This is a genomic window from Sulfurovum xiamenensis, from assembly GCF_030347995.1.
Lineage (GTDB): Bacteria > Campylobacterota > Campylobacteria > Campylobacterales > Sulfurovaceae > Sulfurovum > Sulfurovum xiamenensis.
Map to the genome: position 1 here is coordinate 77,740 of NZ_JAQIBC010000005.1, position 22,443 is coordinate 100,182.

22 protein-coding genes and 2 riboswitches are annotated in these 22,443 nt (G+C 39.4%); of the genes, 17 read left to right on the forward strand and 5 right to left on the reverse strand.

The features are described 5' to 3' along the window. Positions 1-4: 4 nt before the first annotated feature. The 3 genes from PF327_RS08285 to PF327_RS08295 are packed head-to-tail and all read right to left on the reverse strand — an operon-like array spanning position 5 to position 3,172. Positions 5-1,195, reverse strand: a complete 1,191-nt coding sequence (locus PF327_RS08285) for a sulfate adenylyltransferase (RefSeq protein ID WP_008245232.1) — start codon at positions 1,193-1,195, stop codon at positions 5-7. Then, complete coding sequence (locus PF327_RS08290) at positions 1,173-2,054, reverse strand: response regulator (protein WP_008245231.1); 882 nt, start codon at positions 2,052-2,054, stop codon at positions 1,173-1,175. Before PF327_RS08290 ends, PF327_RS08285 begins: the two co-directional genes overlap by 23 nt. Next, positions 2,051-3,172: a bifunctional 2-C-methyl-D-erythritol 4-phosphate cytidylyltransferase/2-C-methyl-D-erythritol 2,4-cyclodiphosphate synthase gene (locus PF327_RS08295; protein ID WP_289402116.1), complete on the reverse strand. Its 1,122-nt coding sequence runs from the start codon at positions 3,170-3,172 to the stop codon at positions 2,051-2,053. The genes PF327_RS08290 and PF327_RS08295 overlap by 4 nt, the downstream gene beginning before the upstream one ends. Positions 3,173-3,373: 201 nt before the next feature. Here PF327_RS08295 and PF327_RS08300 point away from each other — a divergent pair, with 201 nt between their 5' ends. From PF327_RS08300 to PF327_RS08380, 17 genes are all read left to right on the forward strand, one after another. Continuing rightward, positions 3,374-4,555: an Mrp/NBP35 family ATP-binding protein gene (locus PF327_RS08300; protein ID WP_008245228.1), complete on the forward strand. Its 1,182-nt coding sequence runs from the start codon at positions 3,374-3,376 to the stop codon at positions 4,553-4,555. A gap of 175 nt (positions 4,556-4,730) precedes the next feature. Next, entirely contained in the window at positions 4,731-5,099 is a 369-nt protein-coding gene (locus PF327_RS08305; protein WP_008245226.1) for a Fur family transcriptional regulator, read from the forward strand. Positions 5,100-5,155: 56 nt separating this feature from the next. After that, positions 5,156-5,509 carry a hypothetical protein gene (locus PF327_RS08310; protein ID WP_289402117.1) on the forward strand — a complete coding sequence of 118 codons (354 nt, stop codon included), beginning with the start codon at positions 5,156-5,158 and terminating at the stop codon, positions 5,507-5,509. Between the two features lie 66 nt (positions 5,510-5,575). Beyond that, positions 5,576-6,853 (forward strand): porin family protein, encoded by a 1,278-nt coding sequence (locus tag PF327_RS08315; RefSeq protein WP_008245224.1) that lies wholly within the window; start codon positions 5,576-5,578, stop codon positions 6,851-6,853. A 1-nt stretch (position 6,854) separates the two neighbouring features. Continuing rightward, entirely contained in the window at positions 6,855-7,733 is an 879-nt protein-coding gene (locus PF327_RS08320; RefSeq protein WP_289402118.1) for a metal ABC transporter substrate-binding protein, read from the forward strand. Then, the gene (locus PF327_RS08325) at positions 7,730-8,479 is read left to right on the forward strand and encodes a metal ABC transporter permease (RefSeq protein ID WP_008245222.1); all 750 of its coding nucleotides are present in this window, start codon (positions 7,730-7,732) and stop codon (positions 8,477-8,479) included. Before PF327_RS08320 ends, PF327_RS08325 begins: the two co-directional genes overlap by 4 nt. 76 nt (positions 8,480-8,555) lie before the next feature. After that, a complete protein-coding gene (locus PF327_RS08330; protein ID WP_008245221.1) occupies positions 8,556-8,813 on the forward strand; it encodes a hypothetical protein in 258 nt (85 codons plus the stop codon). Between the two features lie 142 nt (positions 8,814-8,955). After that, positions 8,956-9,513: a porin family protein gene (locus tag PF327_RS08335; protein WP_008245219.1), complete on the forward strand. Its 558-nt coding sequence runs from the start codon at positions 8,956-8,958 to the stop codon at positions 9,511-9,513. Between the two features lie 153 nt (positions 9,514-9,666). Then, positions 9,667-9,792: riboswitch (TPP riboswitch) on the forward strand. 96 nt (positions 9,793-9,888) lie between these two features. Continuing rightward, complete coding sequence (thiC, locus tag PF327_RS08340) at positions 9,889-11,778, forward strand: phosphomethylpyrimidine synthase ThiC (protein ID WP_008245217.1); 1,890 nt, start codon at positions 9,889-9,891, stop codon at positions 11,776-11,778. 4 nt (positions 11,779-11,782) lie between these two features. Then, positions 11,783-12,811 carry an FAD-dependent oxidoreductase gene (locus tag PF327_RS08345; RefSeq protein ID WP_289402122.1) on the forward strand — a complete coding sequence of 343 codons (1,029 nt, stop codon included), beginning with the start codon at positions 11,783-11,785 and terminating at the stop codon, positions 12,809-12,811. Then, positions 12,808-13,011 carry a sulfur carrier protein ThiS gene (gene thiS / locus PF327_RS08350; protein WP_008245212.1) on the forward strand — a complete coding sequence of 68 codons (204 nt, stop codon included), beginning with the start codon at positions 12,808-12,810 and terminating at the stop codon, positions 13,009-13,011. The genes PF327_RS08345 and thiS overlap by 4 nt, the downstream gene beginning before the upstream one ends. 1 nt (position 13,012) lies before the next feature. Continuing rightward, a complete protein-coding gene (locus tag PF327_RS08355) occupies positions 13,013-13,822 on the forward strand; it encodes a thiazole synthase (protein ID WP_289402123.1) in 810 nt (269 codons plus the stop codon). A 60-nt stretch (positions 13,823-13,882) separates the two neighbouring features. Next, a riboswitch (TPP riboswitch) is annotated at positions 13,883-13,996 on the forward strand. Between the two features lie 77 nt (positions 13,997-14,073). Continuing rightward, positions 14,074-16,191 (forward strand): TonB-dependent receptor, encoded by a 2,118-nt coding sequence (locus PF327_RS08360; protein ID WP_289402124.1) that lies wholly within the window; start codon positions 14,074-14,076, stop codon positions 16,189-16,191. A gap of 15 nt (positions 16,192-16,206) precedes the next feature. Then, a complete protein-coding gene (gene thiB / locus PF327_RS08365) occupies positions 16,207-17,214 on the forward strand; it encodes a thiamine ABC transporter substrate binding subunit (protein ID WP_289402125.1) in 1,008 nt (335 codons plus the stop codon). A gap of 2 nt (positions 17,215-17,216) precedes the next feature. Next, entirely contained in the window at positions 17,217-18,848 is a 1,632-nt protein-coding gene (locus tag PF327_RS08370; protein WP_289402126.1) for an ABC transporter permease subunit, read from the forward strand. Then, positions 18,832-19,473, forward strand: a complete 642-nt coding sequence (locus PF327_RS08375; protein ID WP_289402127.1) for an ATP-binding cassette domain-containing protein — start codon at positions 18,832-18,834, stop codon at positions 19,471-19,473. The genes PF327_RS08370 and PF327_RS08375 overlap by 17 nt, the downstream gene beginning before the upstream one ends. Beyond that, a complete protein-coding gene (locus tag PF327_RS08380) occupies positions 19,470-20,189 on the forward strand; it encodes a choline/ethanolamine kinase family protein (protein ID WP_289402128.1) in 720 nt (239 codons plus the stop codon). Before PF327_RS08375 ends, PF327_RS08380 begins: the two co-directional genes overlap by 4 nt. A gap of 5 nt (positions 20,190-20,194) precedes the next feature. Here the strand turns inward: PF327_RS08380 and PF327_RS08385 are convergent, their stop codons facing one another. Together PF327_RS08385 and glmS are read right to left on the reverse strand one after the other, a co-directional pair. Continuing rightward, the gene (locus PF327_RS08385) at positions 20,195-20,626 is read right to left on the reverse strand and encodes a hemerythrin family protein (protein ID WP_289402129.1); all 432 of its coding nucleotides are present in this window, start codon (positions 20,624-20,626) and stop codon (positions 20,195-20,197) included. Positions 20,627-20,633: 7 nt separating this feature from the next. Further along, positions 20,634-22,442, reverse strand: coding sequence for a glutamine--fructose-6-phosphate transaminase (isomerizing) (gene glmS, locus PF327_RS08390; protein ID WP_289402130.1), 1,809 nt, complete (start codon positions 22,440-22,442; stop codon positions 20,634-20,636). Position 22,443: the final 1 nt, after the last annotated feature.

Sequence of the window (22,443 nt, forward strand, 5' to 3'; positions counted from 1 at the left end):
TGTTTTATGTCAATGATGATGTCTGATAGAGTTCGATGAGTTTCAGATAAAACTGTTCCTCACTCTGCTGTTCCAAGAGACCTGAACCAGGCATCAAAGAGTAATGCATCTCTTGCAGGTTCTCAAATCTGTCAGGTAAAAGCGCTGCAAGGATATTTGCAGAGACCTCTTTTCTGACCAGGATAGAAGGAGGAATGAGTCCTGCCTGTATGAGCTTCATGATGGATGCAGAGTCATAATGTACATGGTGATGTTGCCCATGAGGACAGGTTCGTGTACTGACGAGTGTTTTGCATGTGTCACAATAAACAAGCTCATCGATGGTTTTGATCTCTATATTGATATCCTGGCAACGGTCAAAGACAGAGCTGAGACGGTTTTTATCATAATACAGACCCAGTCCACCATGGTTTTTACCCATGACCAGCTGGTTACATCCATAATTCTTCGCTAAAAGTGCATCTAAAATGAGCTCATTATACCCTGCAAAGATATAAGTGTTTTCAAATGGAATGATGATAACTTTATTGCGTGGTAAAAAGTTATCCACAAACGTAGTGAGGGCATTATGGCGTATGTCATAACGAAGACCTTCAGAGGTAAAAGGTTTACGTAAGAAGATCACAAGGAGATCGGAATTAGTGATAGCCTCACGGATCATTCTTTCGTGCGCACGGTTTAAAGGGTTCGCTGCAAGCATCATAGATGAGATATGCTTAGCACCTGTCTTTGTGATCATGTTTCTGATACGCTTCATATTGTCTTCTATCAGTGGGTAGGTGACAGTATACTCCCCGGATACAGCTATTTTACCTAGTCTGGATATGGTATTTCTTACACCTGGGTGTGTTGTATCTGCAGTACCATAGATATTTTGTAGACGCTGTACAGGATCGACTTCAAATGTCTCTTCCACTATCAGTTCACCTACTATATTCCCATCATTGATGAGTGAAACGATCTCATCTTTTTTCAGAGTCTGCAGGGTTTGATGGTTTTTTTTACCTTGTGGTGCAAGGATAAAAGAAAATGGGAAAGGTACCCCTTTGTACATTTTGGTCTCATCGACATTCTGCGCTTCTGCTTTGTTCATCAGCCTTTCTACCGGAGAGATAAGTCCTGCCTTCACCAAGGCCAGAGTAGAAAGGGCCTCAGTATCTATATAGAGTGATTTATTTCTTTTTGAATAGACCATATTTCTTCCTTTTCTCCCATAAACTTTTTCTTGAGATCCCCAATTTTTTAGAGAGTTCTGTATCCGGAAATTTGTATTGAAAACTGTTTACAATGAATTTGACATAGTCATCAATGGTCAAGATCTCATTTTGGTCATAGAGTTTAGAGTCTGTGTTAAGCGTAATGGTCTCGAAATCAGACTCCAATTCTGTGGTACTGCATAAAATGAAATCATAATCCTTCAACATCTCCAGCAGCGCTTCTTTGTCTGTCTTCTTGAGTTGATGGATCTCAGTAATATAAAGGAGAGAAGAATGACTGCTGCTTTGTATCTTCTCCTTCCAGTTCTTATCACTTAAAGGGATAAATCTAAGCAGGGTGTTTGTTTGTCTTGCATGTTCAAACACGATCTTATCTACAAGTCTTTGATAGTTTGTCTCTATGACAAGCGGTGTAGTGATCTGCTCTATATCAAAACTTGTCTCAATATCCTGAAGAAGATTTTCCATATACTCTTGGTATAAAGAGGTTTGTCGTTTCAGTGACTGGTACTCTTTATAATGCTCTATCTTCCGCATGAGGTCTTCTAACATAAATGGTTTAACGATATAGTCTTTTGCACCCAGTTTCAGTGGTTCTCCCACCGTATCATTATTGATATAGTTCACCATCAAAATGATAATCTTGTCTTTAAACTGTTTGATAAGCGGTGAAGTGTTCTGTCCTGGTAAATTTGTCGAAAGCAGATAGACATCACCCTGACTGTTCATGGCCTCTTTAATGGAACTAAATATCTCAGTCACATAGCCATTTTCATTTAGTTTAGAGGCGATACTTTGTGCCAAATAGAGTTCATTTTCTACAATGATTATTTTCATATGTTTTTCCAATTCAAATAAGTTAAGTTTGCTACGGCATGTACTGTCACACCTTCTTTTCGTCCTATAAAGCCAAGTTTTTCAGCTGTTGTAGCTTTGATATTGACAAAGTTTTTCCTAATACCGAGTATGGAAGCAAGTGTGGTTCTCATCTCTTCCTTATAAGGTAGTAGTTTTGGTGCCTCAGCCATGATAGTAAGGTCTACATTGCCTATGGTATACCCAAAAGAGGTTATCTTTTTTACGGTGTCCTGAAGTAATACTTTAGAGTCTGCTCCGGCATAGGACTCATCCGTATCTGGGTAAAGTTCACCAATATCCCCCATGCCTGCAGCACCTAAAAGTGCATCTATCAGAGCATGGATGGCAACATCCCCATCACTGTGTGCTTTAAAGCCGTAGTCGACATCTATCTTGACACCGCATAAGAACATCTCTTTGTTGTTTTCAAAAGGATGTATATCTATTCCAAAGCCCGTGAGTGTTTTTGTTGAAGGTGCCTGAATGCACGAGAGTTTTTTCAGATCTTCAATGGTGGTGAGTTTATGCGCATCCACTGAGCCTTCCACAAAATGTACCTTTTCCCCAAGAGAAGCGATCGCAGAACTGTCATCTGTGAATATCGTTTCAGTTTCAAGTGCTTTCTTGAGCATTTTAGTAACAGAGAGTTGAGGGGTTTGAATGATCTTTACTTTGTCTCTATCTATAGGTCTGTCATCAAGATAGAGCGTATCTGTGACAGGGAGTACAGGTACGATGCAGGCCCCTTTTTCTTTAGACTCCATGATACGTTGTATCATATCTGAAGGGACACAGCACCTAGCGATATCACTGACAAGTACATACTCTGAAGTTACTTTCTGAAGCGCATTGGTGAGTGATGCTTGTCTACTTTCGCCCCCTTCAATATAGGTATAGGAAGCAAAATTTTTCATCAGACGTATTTCGTCTTTTGTGGATACGATGATGATCTGATCAAAATTGGCATTTTTTTCAAAGTGTTCAGCAACGTGTAACCATAAAGGGATCTCTCCAGTATAGAGCCACTGTTTTTTCATCTTCATTTTAAATCTTGAGGAGCTTCCTGCTCCTAAAAGTATCAAAGTAGTGTTTGACAAGTTTATTCCTAAAAAATCTATACCAAGTATAGTGTGTATCAAATTGTAACGAATTATACTCACAGAACCCTTTAGTCATACTTTATCGGACAAATTTACTCTTATTTACGATATTGGTCTATTTTTTCAATCTAATTTAAGATTCAAGTGGTATAACTCGTATATCATTAACGAAATAAAATTAAGTTAGGAATAAAGAACATGACACAAGAAAATGTATTAGAAGCGTTGAAGAACGTTACATATCCGGGCTTTACGAAAGATATCGTCACATTCGGTTTTGTCAAAGATATAGTTATCAATGGTGATACTATAGGTTTGACAATAGATATTACTTCATCGGCTGATGAGGTAAAAGCACAACTTAGACTTGAAGCAACCAATGAACTCAATAAACTTGGGTTCAAAGACGTGAATATTAATATCACTGCGCCGGAAGCACCAAAACAAATGTCTAACTCAGTAAGCGGTAAGAATATCGCACCACATATTAAGAACTTTGTAATGGTAAGTTCAGGTAAAGGTGGTGTTGGTAAATCTACCACTTCTGTAAACATTGCAGTTGCTATGGCAATGCAAGGTAAAAAAGTAGGTCTTCTTGATGCAGATATTTATGGACCGAACATTCCTCGTATGATGGGTGTTGAAGATCAAAAACCAGAGATCCAAGGGAACAAAGCAGTACCATTAAAAGCCTATGGTGTTGAAATTATGTCTATGGGTTCATTAATGGAACCAGGAACGTCTCTTATCTGGAGAGGTTCTATGATCATGAAAGCGATCGAGCAATTCTTGAGAGATATTCTCTGGTCTGAACTGGATGTACTTGTGATCGATATGCCTCCAGGAACTGGTGATGCACAGCTTTCACTTGCACAAGCTGTACCTATCACTGCGGGTATCACAGTAACGACACCACAAGAGGTTTCTCTTGATGACAGTAGACGTTCATTAGACATGTTCCAAAAACTCCATATCCCAACTGCGGGTATCATTGAGAATATGAGTGGATTCATCTGTCCTTCATGTGATACTGAGTCTGATATCTTTGGTATGGGTACAACAGAACCGGTCGCTAAAGAGTACGATACAAATGTGATCGCTCGTATCCCAATAGAACCAGCGATCAGAGTCGGTGGAGATACTGGTATGCCGGTAACATACCATAAGCCAGATTCTGAAACGGCTAAGCGTTACCAGGAAGCTGCATCGAATCTTCTTGCATTTATCGATAAAGTAAATGCTGAGGGTGGAGCAGACAACTCAGCTGTACAACCAACGACACCTCCAGGTGTAAGTGCGTGTAGTACAGGTGCAGGAGCAGCTTCGGCACCTGCAAAAACTGAAGGTGAAAGTTGCGGAACAGGCTGCGGCTGCCACTAAATCCTTGCATATTATTACATCTTTGACCGAATCGCTTTGTTGCATTCGGTCATATGTCTTCAATTATACTCTCTCAATTAACCATACAATTCAATTAAATCTATAATAAACACTATTTAATATAACCCATTTGCAACTTAGTCGCATTTAATAAGTTTTCAGTTATAATTCCACCATGAAAATAGAAGAACTGATCAAAGATAAAAATATCAAGCTTACCACTGCAAGAGTAAAACTTTTAGAGATATTAAAAGAAGCAGACAGGCCTCTATGTTATGAAGAGATCAAAAATGATATTTCTATGGATAAAGCGACTTTTTATAGAAATATTTCTAAATTTGAGGAAGAGGGTATCTTGAATGCCTTTGAATCCAATGATAAAAAAAGATATTTTGAGGTCCGACTAAATCCACATGCACATTTTGTTTGTGTAAAGTGCAATAGTGTAGAGTGTATTAAAAATATTGATATCACATTGCCAAATTATGAAATTAATAATGTGATTATCAATGGTACATGTCCATCATGTTTGGCGTCAGTGTAATCTATAAATAGTGAAACAATTTATTTAATTTAATCATACAAAAGGGGGTAATTTTTATGAAACTACAACACTCTGTGAAGTTACTACTTATTGCTCTTTTTGTTTGGACATCCCAGAGTACAATCATTCACTTTCAGCATTATGATCAGGATGAGATCTCAGAATGTAACGTCTGTGATACATCTCACAAGATCAAGCTTTATCAACATACTAAAGATGTGGTTGTGATCAATGAGAATCCTTCAATAACAATAAGAAGAGAAGTGGAAAAGGTTGTTGTTAATGCAAGCTTTGACTATACAGAGGTACCACAATTCAAGCAGATTGATATTGTCAAACATTCTCAATATACCGACATATTTTTAGCACTAGGGTTTAATGCGACTGCACCTCCGATATATTTTGCATAATCAAAAAATAATTCAACCAAAACCATTTAAAAAAAACAAAAATATTAATAATTAAGGATATACACTATGAAAAAAATAGTATTAACAAGTATGCTTTGTGCCGGCTTGGCTTACGGTGATATAGCACAACTTTTAGATGAAGAAAAAAGAACGTTTGACAGTTCAAAATATATTCCGGATATCTCTCTCATTACTGACGTCTCTTATGTAAATCGTAGTATAAACGACGATGAGCTCTCTCATCTTGGACTTCCTGGTATTGCACATGGTCTCTACGCAGAACATGCACACGGTGGCAGTAATGAGGCTACCTATAATGCAAACCAGGGATTTAATTTTAACTATGCGGAGCTGATCCTTTCAAGCAGTGTGGATCCGTTTTTCAGTATGGATGCTACATTTCACTTCAGTCAAGAAGGTGTAGAAGTTGAAGAGGCTTATTTTACCTCGACTGCGCTGGGAAATGGACTAAGATTAAGAGGTGGTAAACTTCTCTCAAATTTCGGATATATCAATGCACAACACCATCACTATTGGGATTTTGGAGATATGCCACTCGTCTATGAATCATTTTTGGGAACACACGGTATCAATGAGTTGGGTGTTCAGGTCCAATGGACAGCCCCAACGCCGTTTTATCTTATGGCAGGACTTGAAGTACTTCAAGGTGAAAATGAACAAATGTTTGGCAATGGTTCAGTAGAATTAGAAAATGTATGGACAAGTGTGGGAGAAGATCACATTGAGGGTACGGATGCGCCATCTCTTTATGTAGGTTACGTGAAATCCTCTTTTGATATCGGTGATACGACGATCTTTGGTGGACTCTCTTATGCACAGGGTGATTCTCTCATAGACCATAGTGAGGATGAGGGTGATGAAGCTCATGTATTTAAAGGTGATGGAAAGCTTTACGGGGCTGATCTGGTAGTGTTGCATGCGTTTGACTCTTACCGATCTTTTAAATGGCAAACGGAGTGGCTAAACAGAGAGCTTGATGGGGTACAATATACTCCAACTGCCTCTGCAGATATCAATAAAGAACAGAGCGGTCTCTATTCTCAGCTCATCTATACCCATGATAAAAATTGGAGAATGGGTGTGCGGTATGATACAATATATCAAAATGATATTACAAAGGATGGTGTCGATATGAATGAAGTTGATGATTTCAACAAGTACTCAGCCATGGTTGAATACCACACGAGTGAATTTGCACGTTTTAGACTTCAGTATAACCGTAATGAAGCCATGTATGACGAAGCTGGTTTAAGACAGAACCTCGATACGATCATGTTACAGGCAAATATTGCTATCGGTGCGCACGCGGCACATGCTTTCTAATATGAAAAAGATATTTGTTTTATTGACACTTTTACCGTTAACTTTGCTAGCACAGCTTAATATTGCGGTGAGTTATCCTTTTATTGGTGCATTGACCAAAACGATCGGTGGAGACGATGTCAAGGTAACGGTTTTGGCAAAAGGAAAGTGGGACCCTCACTTTATTATTCCCCGTCCTTCGCTTATCAGTAAAATGAGAAATGCAGACGCGATGATCATGAATGGCGGACAGCTTGAGATAGGTTGGCTCCCGCCGATCATCAATCGTGCCGGTAATCCAAAAACCATGCCCAATACGAAAACATTTTTAAATCTTTCGCACCACATCAAGCTTATCAACAAGCCAAAAAGTGTCGACAGAAAACATGGCGATATCCATCCTGACGGGAATCCACATTTTCATATCAGTCCGAAAAATATCCTGAGCCTGGCAAAGGTCATAGAGGAGTTTCTTAGTAGCATAGATACAGCAAACAAAGATACGTATCAAAAAAACTATTATGAATTTTCTAAATCTTGGCAGCAGAAAATGGCTGTTTGGAAGAAGAAAATGAAAGATAAAAAAGGGTTGAAGGTCATTCAGTTTCATGATAACCTTGCGTATTTTAATAAAGAGTACGGTCTTGTGAATAGCGGAACGATCGAACCGCTTCCGGGGATACCGCCCTCTTCAAAACATACGATCGAGATCATTGAACTGATTAAAAAAGAGCAGCCGTGCTGTATTTTGCATGATGTCTATCACTCAACAAAAACCGCTGATTTTATCAGCCAAAAAACGGGTATCAAGATCATACTTATGCCGCATGATATAGAGGCACTTGAAGATATTGATAACCTGAGCGCCCTTTTTGACTATCTTACGAGTGCGATCAAATGATAGATATTTTACTTATTCCGATTGCTCTGGTTGTGGTGCTTGTGATGCTTCACGCTTACTTTGGTATAGAGATCCTAAAACGGGGGATCATCTTTACTGACCTTGCTATCGCTCAGTTCGCAGCGCTAGGATCATCGATCAGCCTTGGGTATTTTCATGAGGAGTATTTTTACCCTCTGACCCTGAGCTTTGCATTGCTGTGTGCTTTTTTGATCGCTTTCGCTTCGACGAGGAAACTTCATCTGGAAGCCTTTATAGGGATCCTTTATATCTTGGGTGCGAGTGGGATCATGATGGTGCTTTCACACTCCTCCGAAGGTATGGAGCATTTCAAATCGCTTCTTGCAAGCGATATACTTTTCACGCCCCTTCATGATGTGTTGCAAAGTACAATTATCTATGCTTTCATCGCCATGGCACTTTACTTTGTCTATCCGAAATTAAACGGTTTTTTCAGAGAACTCTTTTTCTTTTCGCTTCTTGCGATCACGGTTACTTCTTCCGTTTCACTTGCAGGTGTTTTCGTCGTCTTTGTACTTTTGATCGCACCACCTTTTGTTTCGATGTCTCTCAATGCAAAAAGACCATTGCTTGTCAGTTTCCTTTTTGGATGGTTTTTTAGTATCGGAGCCATTGTTATCTCTTATTTCTATGACTTACCTACAGGTTACAGCATTGTCTTTATGGGTGCGCTTCTTACTGTGGCCATCGTCATGATGGCATCCAGGAGTGAAAAGAAAAAATGATCAATCTGATCATTTTTTTGAGCGATTAGACATTTATTTCGCTACAATACATAAAAATAAACATAGGGAACAGACAATGACACCAGCAGAAAAACTCAAAAACCTATTAGAACTTGAGATCATTCCGGATCTGGAAGTCGCTATTGACGAACTTTTTGCAGCCATAGACAAAGCAAAATCTGCTTCTAAGGAACAAAAAGAAGATCTCGAAGAGATGAGAGAGATGCGAACAGAATGTTTTGCTATCATAGAAGAGCTTGGTCGTAATGAACTTGAAGAAGAAGAGATAGAAGAGCTCCTGGCTGAACTGGTCGATATGAAGACGGAAGAATAGGCAATCATTACCTTTTTCAAAAGGAACGGAGATCGGCTTGTAGCCAGAAAATGATAAAAATCGCATTTCTCTATTGACATTTTAATATTAATTGATATAATATCACCACTTTTCTAAGAATTTAAAATATAAGGAAGAAAAAATGAAAAAAGTTTCACTATCAATCGTTGCCCTGTTGGCAATGAATACATTCGCATTTGCAGGTGGGGATTTCACTACTCCGGTAGAACCGCAAGTCACTATACCAGAAGTTGATGAATCAACGGGATCTTTTTATGTAGGTGCAGGGTATACATATATAAATTTAGATGCTTCAGGGAACTTCGGTGAGCACGACGGTGATGCAACACTTTTACTGGCAGGTTACAACTTCAACCCATATATCGGTGTAGAGGCTAGATATGCCGGTTTAACGGACTGTCTTGAAAATACTGCGATCTATGTGAAGCCAATGTACCCGATCGGTGATGCTAAAGTATACGCATTACTTGGATACGGAGAAACTACATTTGACAAGGGTCCTTCATTTTCAGAAAGTGGTTTCCAATGGGGCCTAGGTGCAAACTATGCAGTGACTGAAAATATCGGTGTCTTTGCAGACTATACAAACCTGTATGATGATACAGGATTTGATAATGTTGCCGTGAGAGAAGATGTTACTGTTGATACTATCAACGTAGGTGTAACGTATACTTTCTAAGTAGCTAGATATCCGTCGGTGGGTCAGATCTTTTCTGACACACTAAAGGGTACATTCTAAAACTATTTTTAATTCTTTTATATATCTTTTCCTTCTTACTATATTACCTATTTAATTAAGCTTATTTTTATCATTTTTACACTATAGTACGGCTTCAACCTCTCGGGGAGCTTTGATCATTTATGGGAACATATCTGATGCATAGCTGAGATAGCAATTGCTTGACCCGTCGAACTTGAACTGGACAATACCAGCGTAAGGAAGAGACTTGTATCTAATTATTAACTATAAATATTATGCATAAAGAGCTTTTTTATTTATAACTTCATTAATTTCTACACCTCTTCCCTAAATATAACATTTTAAGGGAATATTATGACAAAAGCATACAAAGACACATTAACAACATCCAATGAACTTTTAACCAGAGACCCATTTCCTGCGTCTAAAAAAGTGTATCTCAAGGGTGAAATACATAAAGATATAAGAGTACCAGTACGTGAGATCACTTTGGGTGATGAATCAAAACTCAGAGTTTACGATACATCTGGTCCCTATACAGACCCAACTGTAGATATTGATGTAGGTCAGGGTATTCCTGCGATCCGTAAAGAGTGGATCTTAGCGCGTGGTGATGTAGAAGAGTATGAGGGACGCATTATGGCGCCTGAAGACAATGGTTACAACACAGATGAACAACTTGAGTTCGTCACAGCAGGTGCAAAAGGACTTGTACGTACACCACTTCGTGCTAAAAAAGGGAAAAATGTTTCTCAGCTTTGGTATGCAAGACAGGGGATCATTACGCCTGAGATGGAGTTCATTGCAATTCGTGAAAACCAAGATAGAGCGATGAACGAAGCGTATCTTCAAGACGAAGAGAGAGAAGCAAGACTGAAGGGTGAAAATTTCGGTGCGAACCTGCCAGAGGTGATCACACCGGAATTTGTACGTCAGGAAGTTGCTGCGGGTCGTGCAGTTATCCCATGTAACATTAACCACCCGGAAGTTGAGCCGATGATCATCGGGCGTAATTTCCTTGTAAAAGTAAATGCAAACATCGGTAACTCAGCAACGACATCAAGTATCGCTGAAGAGGTAGAGAAGATGGTATGGTCAACACGCTGGGGTGGAGATACAGTGATGGATCTCTCAACAGGTAAAAACATTCACACGACACGTGACTGGATCCTCCGTAACTCTCCAGTGCCTATCGGGACAGTACCTATCTATCAGGCACTTGAAAAAGTAAATGGTATCGCTGAGGATCTTACGTGGGAAGTATTCCGTGATACGCTTATCGAGCAGGCAGAACAAGGGGTAGACTACTTTACAATTCATGCTGGACTTTTACTGCACCATGTACCAATGACAACAAAACGTGTGACGGGTATTGTTTCTCGTGGTGGAGCGATCATGGCAAAATGGATGATACATCACCACCAAGAGAACTTTTTGAACACGCACTTTGAAGAGATCTGTGAAATTATGAAAACGTATGATGTCACATTCTCACTTGGTGATGGTCTGCGTCCGGGAAGTACAGCCGATGCAAATGATGAAGCACAGTTCGCTGAACTTAAAGAGTTAGGGCGTTTGACACAAATTGCATGGAAACATGATGTACAAACGATCATCGAAGGTCCAGGGCACGTGCCAATGCACATGATCAAAGAGAACATGGATAAGCAGCTTGAGTGGTGTCATGAAGCGCCATTCTATACACTTGGGCCGTTAACAACAGATATCGCGCCAGGGTATGACCACTTCACATCAGGGATCGGTGCAGCAATGATCGGTTGGTACGGATGTGCGATGCTTTGTTATGTAACACCTAAAGAGCACTTGGGACTTCCAGACAGAGAAGATGTAAAAGAGGGACTTATCACTTATAAGATCGCTGCACATGCTGCAGATGTAGCTAAAGGACACCCTGGAGCACGTGCTAGAGACGATGCGATGAGTAAAGCAAGATTCGAGTTTAGATGGGTAGACCAGTTCAATATCGGTCTTGATCCTGAGCGTGCAAGAGACTACCATGATGAAACACTTCCAATGGAAGCAGCTAAAGTGGCTCACTTCTGTTCTATGTGTGGACCAAAGTTCTGTTCTATGAAAATTTCTGCAGATGTACGTGAATATGCAGATTCACTGGGAACAGATGTAGAGAGTGCAAAACAACAGGGAATGAATGAAATGTCCATGAAATTTAAAGAGATGGGTTCAGAAGTCTATGTTGAAGCAGCTAAGATAGAAGAAAAGTAAAAACATGAATATAGGTATTGCAGGTGCTGGTTTAGTAGGTAGAGTGCTGGCACTTAACCTACTACAACGTGGCCACACAGTAAAACTTTTTGATGAAGACACAGCCTATGGCGATAAGGCAGCAGGTATCACTGCTGCGGGTATGCTCGCTGTCTTTGCAGAATTGGAAAGTGCAGAGTCTGTTATTTTTGATCATGGAAATCGCTCTATTGCACTTTGGCCTGCTCTGTTGGAACAGATCGGTATTGCAGATGCGTATCAGCAGGAAGGCAGTATCATCACTGCACATCCTCAAGATTATAATGAGCTGGATCATTTTATCGATACATTAAAGTCAAAAGTAGAGAAAGCATCGGAAATCAAGCTTCTGGACAGACAGGCATTGACACAGCTTGAACCAGATCTGGAACAACATGCTAAAGCGTTCTTTATACCACATGAAGGGCAGGTGGATGCACAGCGTTTTATGAAAGCATCAAGTGATTATCTGCTTGCACACCCAGATGTTACGTGGCATGAAGAGACGAAAGTGACTCACATCTCAGAGGGTACGATTACAGTTGGGGATGAGAGTAAAACATTTGATTGGGTATTTGATTCACGAGGACTGGGTGCCCAGGATGACATCAGTGATCTACGTGGTGTACGCGGAGAGGTGTTTTGGCTGGATGCACCTGAGGTAAATATAAGCAGACCTACACGTATGTTACACCCACGCTATAAGATCTATATCGTTCCACGACCTAATCATAGGTATGTTATCGGTGCAACAGAGATAGAGAGTGAAGATAAAAGCCCAATGTCTGTACGTTCTAGTCTGGAACTGCTCTCAGCAGTCTACAGTATGCACTCAGGGTTTGCGGAAGCACGTATCGTCAATATGCTGACAAATTGTCGTCCGGCACTCAGAGATAATTTGCCAAAGATCGAGCATGCTTCAAAGATGACACGCATTAACGGTTTGTACAGACATGGCTATCTATTGGCACCTGCAGTTGTGGAAGAAGCATTAAATGGAGGGGTATATCAATGATAAAAGTATCAGTGAACGGTGAAGTAAAAGAGCTTGAAAACAATTTAAATGTAAGTCAGATGATAGAAGCACTTGAATATAAAGTCAAAGGTTTTGCTGTCGCTGTCAATACGACGTTTGTTCCCATTGCCAAATATGATGAAACAATGATAAAAGAGGGAGATACCATAGATATTTTGGCTCCCGTACAAGGTGGATGAAATGACTAAACAGTTGGAAACCAACAATACATGGCAGATAGGCGGGAAAACATTAAACAGTAGACTGCTCATAGGTTCTGCACTCTATCCGAGTCCGGCAAATATGGAAGATGCAATTAGGATTTCAGGTGCTCAGATCGTCACAGTTTCGTTGAGACGTCAAGCAGCCGGTGAGGGAAATGGTAACCCGTTTTGGGATATCATAAAATCTTTAGGCATAGAAGTTCTACCCAATACAGCAGGTTCACACTCTGCCAAAGAGGCTATTACCACAGCACAGATGGCCAGAGAGGTATTTGGTACGAATTGGGTAAAACTTGAAGTCATAGGGGATCAGTACAATTTGCAACCAGACCCGTTTGAAACAGTAAAAGCTGCTGAGGTGCTTATAAAAGAAGGGTTCGAAGTATTCCCTTATACCACAGATGATCTGGTGGTTGCAAAGCGTTTGGCAGATGTGGGCTGTAAGATCATTATGCCATGGGGCTCTATGATAGGTTCTGGAAAAGGACTGATGAACCCGGACAATCTTATCGCTATTCGTAAGCAGTTTCCGGACCTACAGCTGATCGTTGATGCAGGTATAGGTAAACCATCTCATGCAACCCAGGCAATGGAACTTGGTTATGATGGAGTACTACTGAACTCAGCCATAGCCTTAGCACAGGATCCTGTAAAAATGGCAGATGCTTTTAGACTGGCTGTCGAGGCAGGCCGTCTGGGGTACGAAGCAGGGGTAATGAAAGAGCGTGAATTTGCTTCACCTTCCACACCTACTGTCGGTACACCTTTTTGGCATCAGTTTAATTAATATACGATTTCTCTACGCTGATTTAAGCATTATAATAGCTTATTTCTTGTATAAGTAGTCATCAATCTCTCGGGGTGCTAGGTCTTGTAAGATCTAAGCTGAGATAGCTCAAAAGCTTGACCCGTTGAACTTGAACTGGATAATACCAGCGTAGGGAAGAGAATCGTATATAAACGTCTTCGATACATCATGTATCATTTTTTATCTACTTTTTCTCCCTTTTTTCATATACATATTTTAAGGGGAATACAATGAAAACAAAAATTTTAACTGGTTCAATGATCGCAGCTTATGCATTATTGAACATACCTGCATTTGCAGAAGAGGTAACACTTGATCCAATTGTTGTTAGTGCTGATTTTAGGGAAGCAAAGCTATCAGAAACAGCTAATAGTGTATCTGTCATAGGAGAAGAGGAGATCTATGATAAATCATCTTCCGCTTTTGAAGAAGTAATTGGTAAAACACCAAATGTTAATTTTGCAAGCGGTGCATCAAGAGCACACTATATACAGATCCGTGGTATAGGAGAAAGAAGTCAGTTTTCAACTCCTGTGAATCCATCTGTTGGTCTGAATATTGATGGAATAGAATTTAGTCAAAGTGCTTTGGCTGTAACACTTTTTGATGTCAATCAAATAGAAGTTTTACGTGGGCCACAGGGAACAACATTTGGAGCAACCGGTATGGCGGGGGTTGTTAATATTCAAAGTAACGAACCAACAAAAGAGACTGAAGGTCATATAGAAGCTACTGTAGGTAATTATAATACAAAAGCATTGGGTGCAGCTATAGGTGGTACGCTTATCGAAGATACGCTACTGGGTAGATTTTCAATCTATAAAAATACCAGTGATGGCTTTATGAAAAATTGGCATATAGACAGTGAAGGTAATGAAATTAGTCAAGATGATACCAATAACATAGATGAATTAACAGCAAAAGCAAAGTTACGTTGGTTTGCCTCTGATAATCATACGATAGACCTGAACTATATGCATATTGATGTTGACAACGGTTACGATGCTTTTAGTCTTGATAATACAAGAACAACACATTCAGATGAACAAGGAAAAGATACACAAAAAACAGATGCTTTTTCTTTAATATCAACCTATCAAGTGAATCCAAAAATGCATTTAGTGTCTAAAGTCAGTCACAGTAACTCAGATCTTGAATATAGTTATGATGAAGATTGGTCGTATGTTGGAGAATTTTCTGATACTCTTGGCCCATATAGCTATTTTGACCAGTATTTGAGAGATCGTGAGCAAACAGATATGGATGTTAGATTGGTCTCAGATGAAGAGGGTCGTATCTTTAATAATTCTACTGATTGGACAATGGGAGTATATCTTAAAAACTATTCAGAAGATTTGACAAGAAACCGTAGAAAAGAAGATGTCTATGTTCTATTTACAAATGACTATTCAACAAAAAATAGGGCAATTTATGGCCAGTTAGATAGTACTTTAACACCAAAGTTAACACTAACAACAGGTTTTAGGGCAGAAAAATGGGAAGTAAGTTATTCTGATTCAGATAATTCAAATATCCATACTGATGAAAATTTATTTGGTGGGAAAATAGGGTTACAATATCAACATGACAATAGTCACTTATATTATGTCAGTTTATCTAAAGGATATAAACCTGGTGGTGTCAATGCAGATAATAATGTACCTTCTCCTGAATATAAAGAATATCAGACTGAAAGTTTATGGAATATTGATGCTGGAGTAAATGCTAATTATTTTGAGAATACATTGATCAGTAGACTTAATCTTTTTTATGGAAAAAGAAAAGATCAGCAAGTTAAAATATATGATGCATATGCGCTACAAGAATGGAGTGATTATTTGACTAATGCGGCAGAAGGTCACTACTATGGATTGGAAGCTGAACTTGATTATTATCCTAATGATACTGTACATTTCTATGGTAGCCTTGGTTTGTTAAAGTCAAAGTTTGATGACTATGCAGAATATGATGCCCAGGGTAACCTGGTACCTTCATTTTTAGAAGGTAGAGCACCAGCACATGCACCTGAGTATCAATATAATATAGGGGTAGATTATAGATTTGTTGAGAATTGGACATTTAAAGCCAATGCAGAAGGTAAGGGTAGTTATTATTTCTCAAATACACATAATGAGAAATCGACAGCATACACACTCTTTAACAGTAGTTTAGAGTATACCTATGATAACTGGACAGCAACTGTATGGGTAAGAAATTTAACGGATGAAGATTATTATGTAAGAGGATTTTATTGGTATCAGGATCCTGCTATCGGGTATGCAGAATCTCGTTATACACAGTTTGGTGCACCAAGAACAGTTGGTTTTACAGTAGCATATGATTTTTAATCTGTGTTATAATATATGATGTTTAACCCCATCAGAACTTTATTTTTAATACTACTTTTTAGTATCGCTTCATTCGCAAGTGATACTAGACCCACACTCACTATCTATACCTATGACGCTTTTGCTGTCTCCTGGGGTCCAGGACCTAAGATAAAAGAAGCATTTGAGAAAGAATATGACTGCAATGTAAAGTTTGTAGGTCTGTCCAGTTCTATAGGTGCGTTACGAAAGATACAGCTTGAAGGTAAAAACACCAAAGCAGATATTTTACTTGGTCTGGATACCAATATAGCACAAGCTGCCAACAAAACGGGACTGTTTGCCAAACATGATCTGAATACTTCAAATTTAGATTTGCCTGTCCCATATACTGATGAGTATTTTGTACCGTATGATTACAGTTATGTCGCTTTTGTCTACAATGAAAATAAGGTGAAAAATCCTCCAACATCCTTTGAAGCACTTGCTGCTATGCCCGAAGATTTTAAGATCGTGATTCAGGATCCCCGTTCATCCACACCTGGGCTTAGTTTGCTTTTATGGGTTAAAGAAATCTATAAAGAGAAAGCAGGAGAGTATTGGAAAAGACTTTCGCCTCATATATTGACCATTACGAAAGGCTGGTCCGAGTCTTATGGTCTGTTTCTAAAAGGTGAGGCAGATATGGTATTATCTTATACGACTTCACCCGCCTATCACATTATAGAAGAGAACAGAACAAACTTTAAAAGTGCACGTTTCAATGAGGGACATTACGGACAGATAGAAGTGGCTGCGATGCTCAACTCTTCCAAACATAAAGATCTGGCGAAAAAGTTTTTACAATTTATGCATAGTGAAACCTTTGCAGAGATCATCCCTACAGCAAATTGGGCTTATCCTGTTGTCAAAACAAAAGAGGGTTTACCTAAGGTATTTGAGACACTGACGCAGCCATCCAAAATGATCTTACTGGATGGTAAAACAGTTGAAGCCCATAGAAAAGAAATTATCAATGAATGGCTGAGAGCATTGGAAAGATAAAGATGTTACAAGATGTAAAAAGACTGAAAAATTCATTACTGCCAGGAGGGTTCGTCTCTCTTTTATTGCTAGGGTTTGCTTTTGTACTGTTTTTTACACTATTCCTCTCACAAGACGATGCCTCTGTAGCACAACTTGACAGTAGAGTCTTTTCACTTCTGAAGTTTACGCTCTATCAAGCTTTTTTATCGACACTTTTATCTCTATTGGTAGGTTTGGCTTTAGCCTGGAGCCTGGCTCACCAGTCAAACTTTAAAGGACGTTCTCTACTGGTGGCACTTTTCTCCTCCTCTTTGGTCCTTCCGACACTGATTGTTGTCTTTGGACTCATATCTGTACTCGGACGTAATGGATGGGTAAACCAATTAAGCCTCTATCTTTTTGATCACTCTTTTGGTTCTTACCTGTATGGATTAACAGGTATCCTGGTAGCACATGTCTATCTGAATGCTTCATTTGCTTCACGGTCTTTGCTGCATGTGTTTGAATCTATTCCCAAAGAGAAATACAAACTTGCAAAAAGTTTGAACTTTACAGCGTTTCAACGGTTTATCTATGTAGAGTGGCCGGCTTTAAGGACGACACTTTTAAGCATTGCATCAACCATATTTCTTTTGTGTTTTACTTCCTTTGCCATCGTACTTGTACTGGGTGGTTCACCTGCTTATAATACTTTGGAAGTGGCTATCTATGAGGCAGTGAAACTTGAATTTGATATTGCTATGGCTTTAAAACTTGCATTGATACAACTTGTAATGACGACGTTGCTGGTACTCTTTTCATCGAACTTCAGAACCAGTGTTGGCAATGTAAGAACAAGTGCACTCTATATTCCCTGGTCTGAGACAAAATATGTCAAACGATTTCAGGTAGCTATTATTGGTCTGTTTTCTCTGTTTTTTATCTTACCGCTACTTGCTATCATCGTTGATGGATTAGGTGCAGAATTTACAAGAATACTCACAGAACCTCTTTTTATCAAATCTTTTTTCACGAGTATCGGACTCGCAACAGTTTCAAGTATATTGACGGTACTATTCGCTATTTTTTTAAGTGATACAAAAAGAAATTTTATCCTGGGACATCGTTTACCAAGTAACACATTTTCAAAAGTTTTGAATACTATCGTTTCCTTTTCCGGAAACCTCTATCTTGCTGTGCCTTCATTGATCATGGGTCTGGGATTTTTTCTTCTGTCCCAAACCTATGAAGCCCCGATAGCAGTATGGTCAACCATCGCACTTCTCACCGCAAACGTACTGATGTCATTACCGTTTGCCTTGGCCATTTTAGCTCCTGTGATGCAAAAGACCGGTCAAAGATATGACAAACTTGTCTTTTCGTTGAACTTGAGTTCATTGCAAAGGTGGGTGTATTGTGAATACCCCTACTTGAAGTCATCTATCGGTTATGTTTTTGCCTTGTCTTTTTGTTTTTCACTGGGAGATTTGGGTATCATTGCATTGTTTGGATCGGACGACTTTTTAACCTTGCCCTGGTATTTGTATCAGCTCATGGGATCGTACCGAACAAGTGATGCTGCTGGAGTCGCTTTGATACTCTTGGCCATCACATTATGTGTATTTATTTTATTACCACGACTGTTTAGGAGTAGCGTTGCTAAAGATAATTGATGTAAAGTACCAGCATAAAAATGCAGAAGATATGTATACATATACGATGGTGGTCAAACCTAAAGAGATCGTAGCGATAGTTGGTCAAAGTGGAAGTGGGAAATCCACACTTCTTGATCTTCTCGCAGGTTTCTTACCTGCAACAAGTGGTAGTATCAAGTTAGATGAGGATGAGTTGATAGATGAGACGGTTGAAGCACGGCCTATCAGCATTTTATTTCAAAATCATAACCTCTTTGAACACCTATCGGTACAAAAGAATATACTTCTAGGCATAAGTAAAACACTGAAAAGCACACATGAAGAGTTGAAAAAAGTAAAAACCATACTCAAAGAAGTAGGTCTTGAAAAATATGAACATACTATCGTTTCATCTCTTTCAGGTGGACAACAGCAGCGTGTTGCACTTGCACGGGTATTGTTACGCCGTGAGCCTATATTGCTTCTGGATGAACCCTTTACAGGATTGGATGCCGATACAAGAATGCAGATGCTTGATCTGCTCAAAAAGATCACAGTTGAAAATAACCTGCATACCATTATGATCACACATGAGATAGAAGATAGTGAACGTATTGCTAACAGGGTGTATAAAGTAGAGAATCAAAAGCTTGTGGAACAATGATAGATCAACTGAAACAATACGCACTTTTTGAAAACAAAGAAATCGACTCATATCAGCTTTTGGAAAAGCAGGGCTACAACAATGAAAACTATCTGATCCATAGCGAAGAAAAAAAATATATTTTACGAAAGTTCATTCGAACAGATGTAGACAGAAAATTTGAATTTGAAGTACAAAAATTGGCATTTGAAAAAGGTGTGGCATCAGAGCCTTTACTTCTGGATGAAGAGAATGCATTGGTACTCTCAGCATATGTAGAGGGCAGACATAAAGAGAGTCTAGAAAAAAATGATCTGTTTCAGTTTGCAGAAGTGTTGAAAAAAGTTCATACTTTAACAATAGAAAAGGAACCTCTACTGTTAGAACCACTGCTTCAGACAAAATCAAAAGCAGTAAAGGATGCATTTGAAACTCTAAAAGATTTTCCCTCTGAATGGGTATTGTGTCACAATGACCTCAATCCTCGTAATGTACTCTTTGCAGAAACGATCCAGTTGATAGACTGGGAAGATGCAGCGATAAACGACAAGTATTTTGATCTGGCATCGGTATGTGTTGAATTCAACCTGGATCAAGAAAACGAAGCCTATTTTTTAAGACGTTATTTCACCGAAGAAAATGAAATCAATGTGCAAAAGCTCAAGGCGTATAAGATCATCTACAAAGCCTTATGTACACAATGGTTTGAGAATTTAGAACGTCAAAGACCAGTTTAGCAGTCTCATCCTCCGCATGCTGACTGACCTGTCGCAAAAAATCGGGCAGTTACGGTATCCATCGTTGAGATATGATTGTGAAGCCAGGCTGGTAATGTCTCTATAAAATAGATCTTAAGTACCTTGATATCTCTATACTGCTGCCAGTGGGTAAACAGATCGCGCATCTCTTGAAGTGCCCTGTCATGTTCCCCTTTATGTGCAAGGTAAGGAGGGAAATGCATCTCCTGCATTTTAATCTCTTCATTTTGAAAATGAATAACCGTGTGATCTATCCATTGAGTATAGAGATTATCTATAGCGGCAGCACTCTTTTCACTTCCGTCATAGGCAAGTATATGTTTAAAAATAGCGTTGATGAGATCAATATCTTCTTTATGGACCTCATTCATAAAGTCCATTGCTACTTGTGGTATCTCATCATACTCTATAAGCATAGGTTTCCTATTCCACTGTCACAGATTTAGCCAGGTTCCTAGGCATATCTACATCATTTCCAAGTCTTACAGAAATTTCCAATGCAAGCAGTTGTGTCACCACCATCATTTCAAAAAATTCTAACATCGGATGCGCATCGTAGGTTGTTTGTATGAAGTCATCTGCGAGATCAAAAGGTATTGGAGAGATGGCACAGATCGTTGCATCTCTGGCACTGAGCTCTTCAACATTTGATTTGATCTTATCATAGTGCATCGTTTTTGGCATCAGTGCAATGGTGAAAAGTTCACTGTCCGCCAGTGCGATAGGCCCATGCTTCATCTCACCTGCAGGATATCCTTCAGCATGTCTATAACTTATCTCTTTGAGTTTCAATGCACCTTCTAGTGCAAGAGGGTAGAATATATCTCGACCTATGAAGAAGAAACCGTGTCCATGCAAATAACGTTTGGAGAGTCTATTGAGTTTGGTATGCAAGGTATCAGTGACGATCAATGCTTTTGGGGTCTGCAGCATCGCAGTGATCTCATTCTTAAGTGTCTCTTTTGAAATGGTGCTTTTTTCTTGACCTGCATATAGTGCCAGCATCCACAGTACCATGGTCTGTGTTGCAAATGCTTTGGTACTTGCCACCCCTTTTTCTATACCGGCCCTTGTGAGGATGGCAGTGTCACTTTCACGAACGATAGAAGAGTTATCCACGTTACAGATACTCAGACTCTTCAATCCTGCACGTTTTGCCATTTTGAGGGCTTCGAGTGTATCTGCAGTCTCACCGCTTTGTGAAATCGTAATGAAGAGTGTATCTTTTGTCAGTAAAGGCTCTTTATATCTGAATTCAGAAGCGATCTCTACATCACATCTTACTTTGGCGATACGTTCAAAAAGATAGGCTGAAGCCAGGGCAGAGTGGTAGCTGGTACCGCAGGCACAGATCTTGATAGAAGATATCCCTTCGAAGAAGTTTTCATCCAGTTCATCAAAAGCAATGGCTTCATCAAGTACACGTCCCATCATCGTTTCGCTCATCACACGACTCTGTTCATAGATCTCTTTTTCCATGAAGAAACGGTACCCGTCTTTTTGGGCTAGTATCTTATCCGCACTCAGTGCTTGTGTAGTGAAACTCGTACTTCCATCCTTGTCAAACAGATGTACCTTGCCGTCCTGGACATAACCATACTCACCATCTTCAAGATAATAGACCTCTTTGGCTTTACCTATCACAGGGGTATCAGAAGAAGCAAAATAGATCTCCTCCTTATCAAATCCTATCAGCATAGGAGAACCATTCTTTGCAAAGAAAATAGTATCAGGGGCTGCTTTGGTGATAAGCAGTGTTGCATAGGCACCTTCCAGTCTTTTGATCGTTTTTTCAAAAGCGCTAAAAGCCTCATTGGATGAATTATAATATTTTTCAAAAAGATGTACGATCGTTTCAGTATCGGTTTGACTAAGAAATTTTACACCTTCATTTTGCAGTTCATTTTTCAACTCTTGATAATTTTCGATGATCCCATTATGTACCACATACGAGTAGGCACCTAAGTGTGGATGTGCATTGAGTTCCGTTGGTTTACCATGTGTAGCCCATCTGGTATGACCTATAGAGATACCAAAACCTTCACTTTCATACTTTTTGGTCTTTTCACGCAAATTGTCCAATTTACCTATAGCTTTATACTCAGAAAGTTTATCTCCTTCAATGACAGCGATACCTGCAGAGTCATATCCTCTATATTCAAGCTCCTGTAGGCCTTCAAGCAAGATCTCTTTTTTCTCTTTGGGTCCTATATATCCAACAATTCCACACATC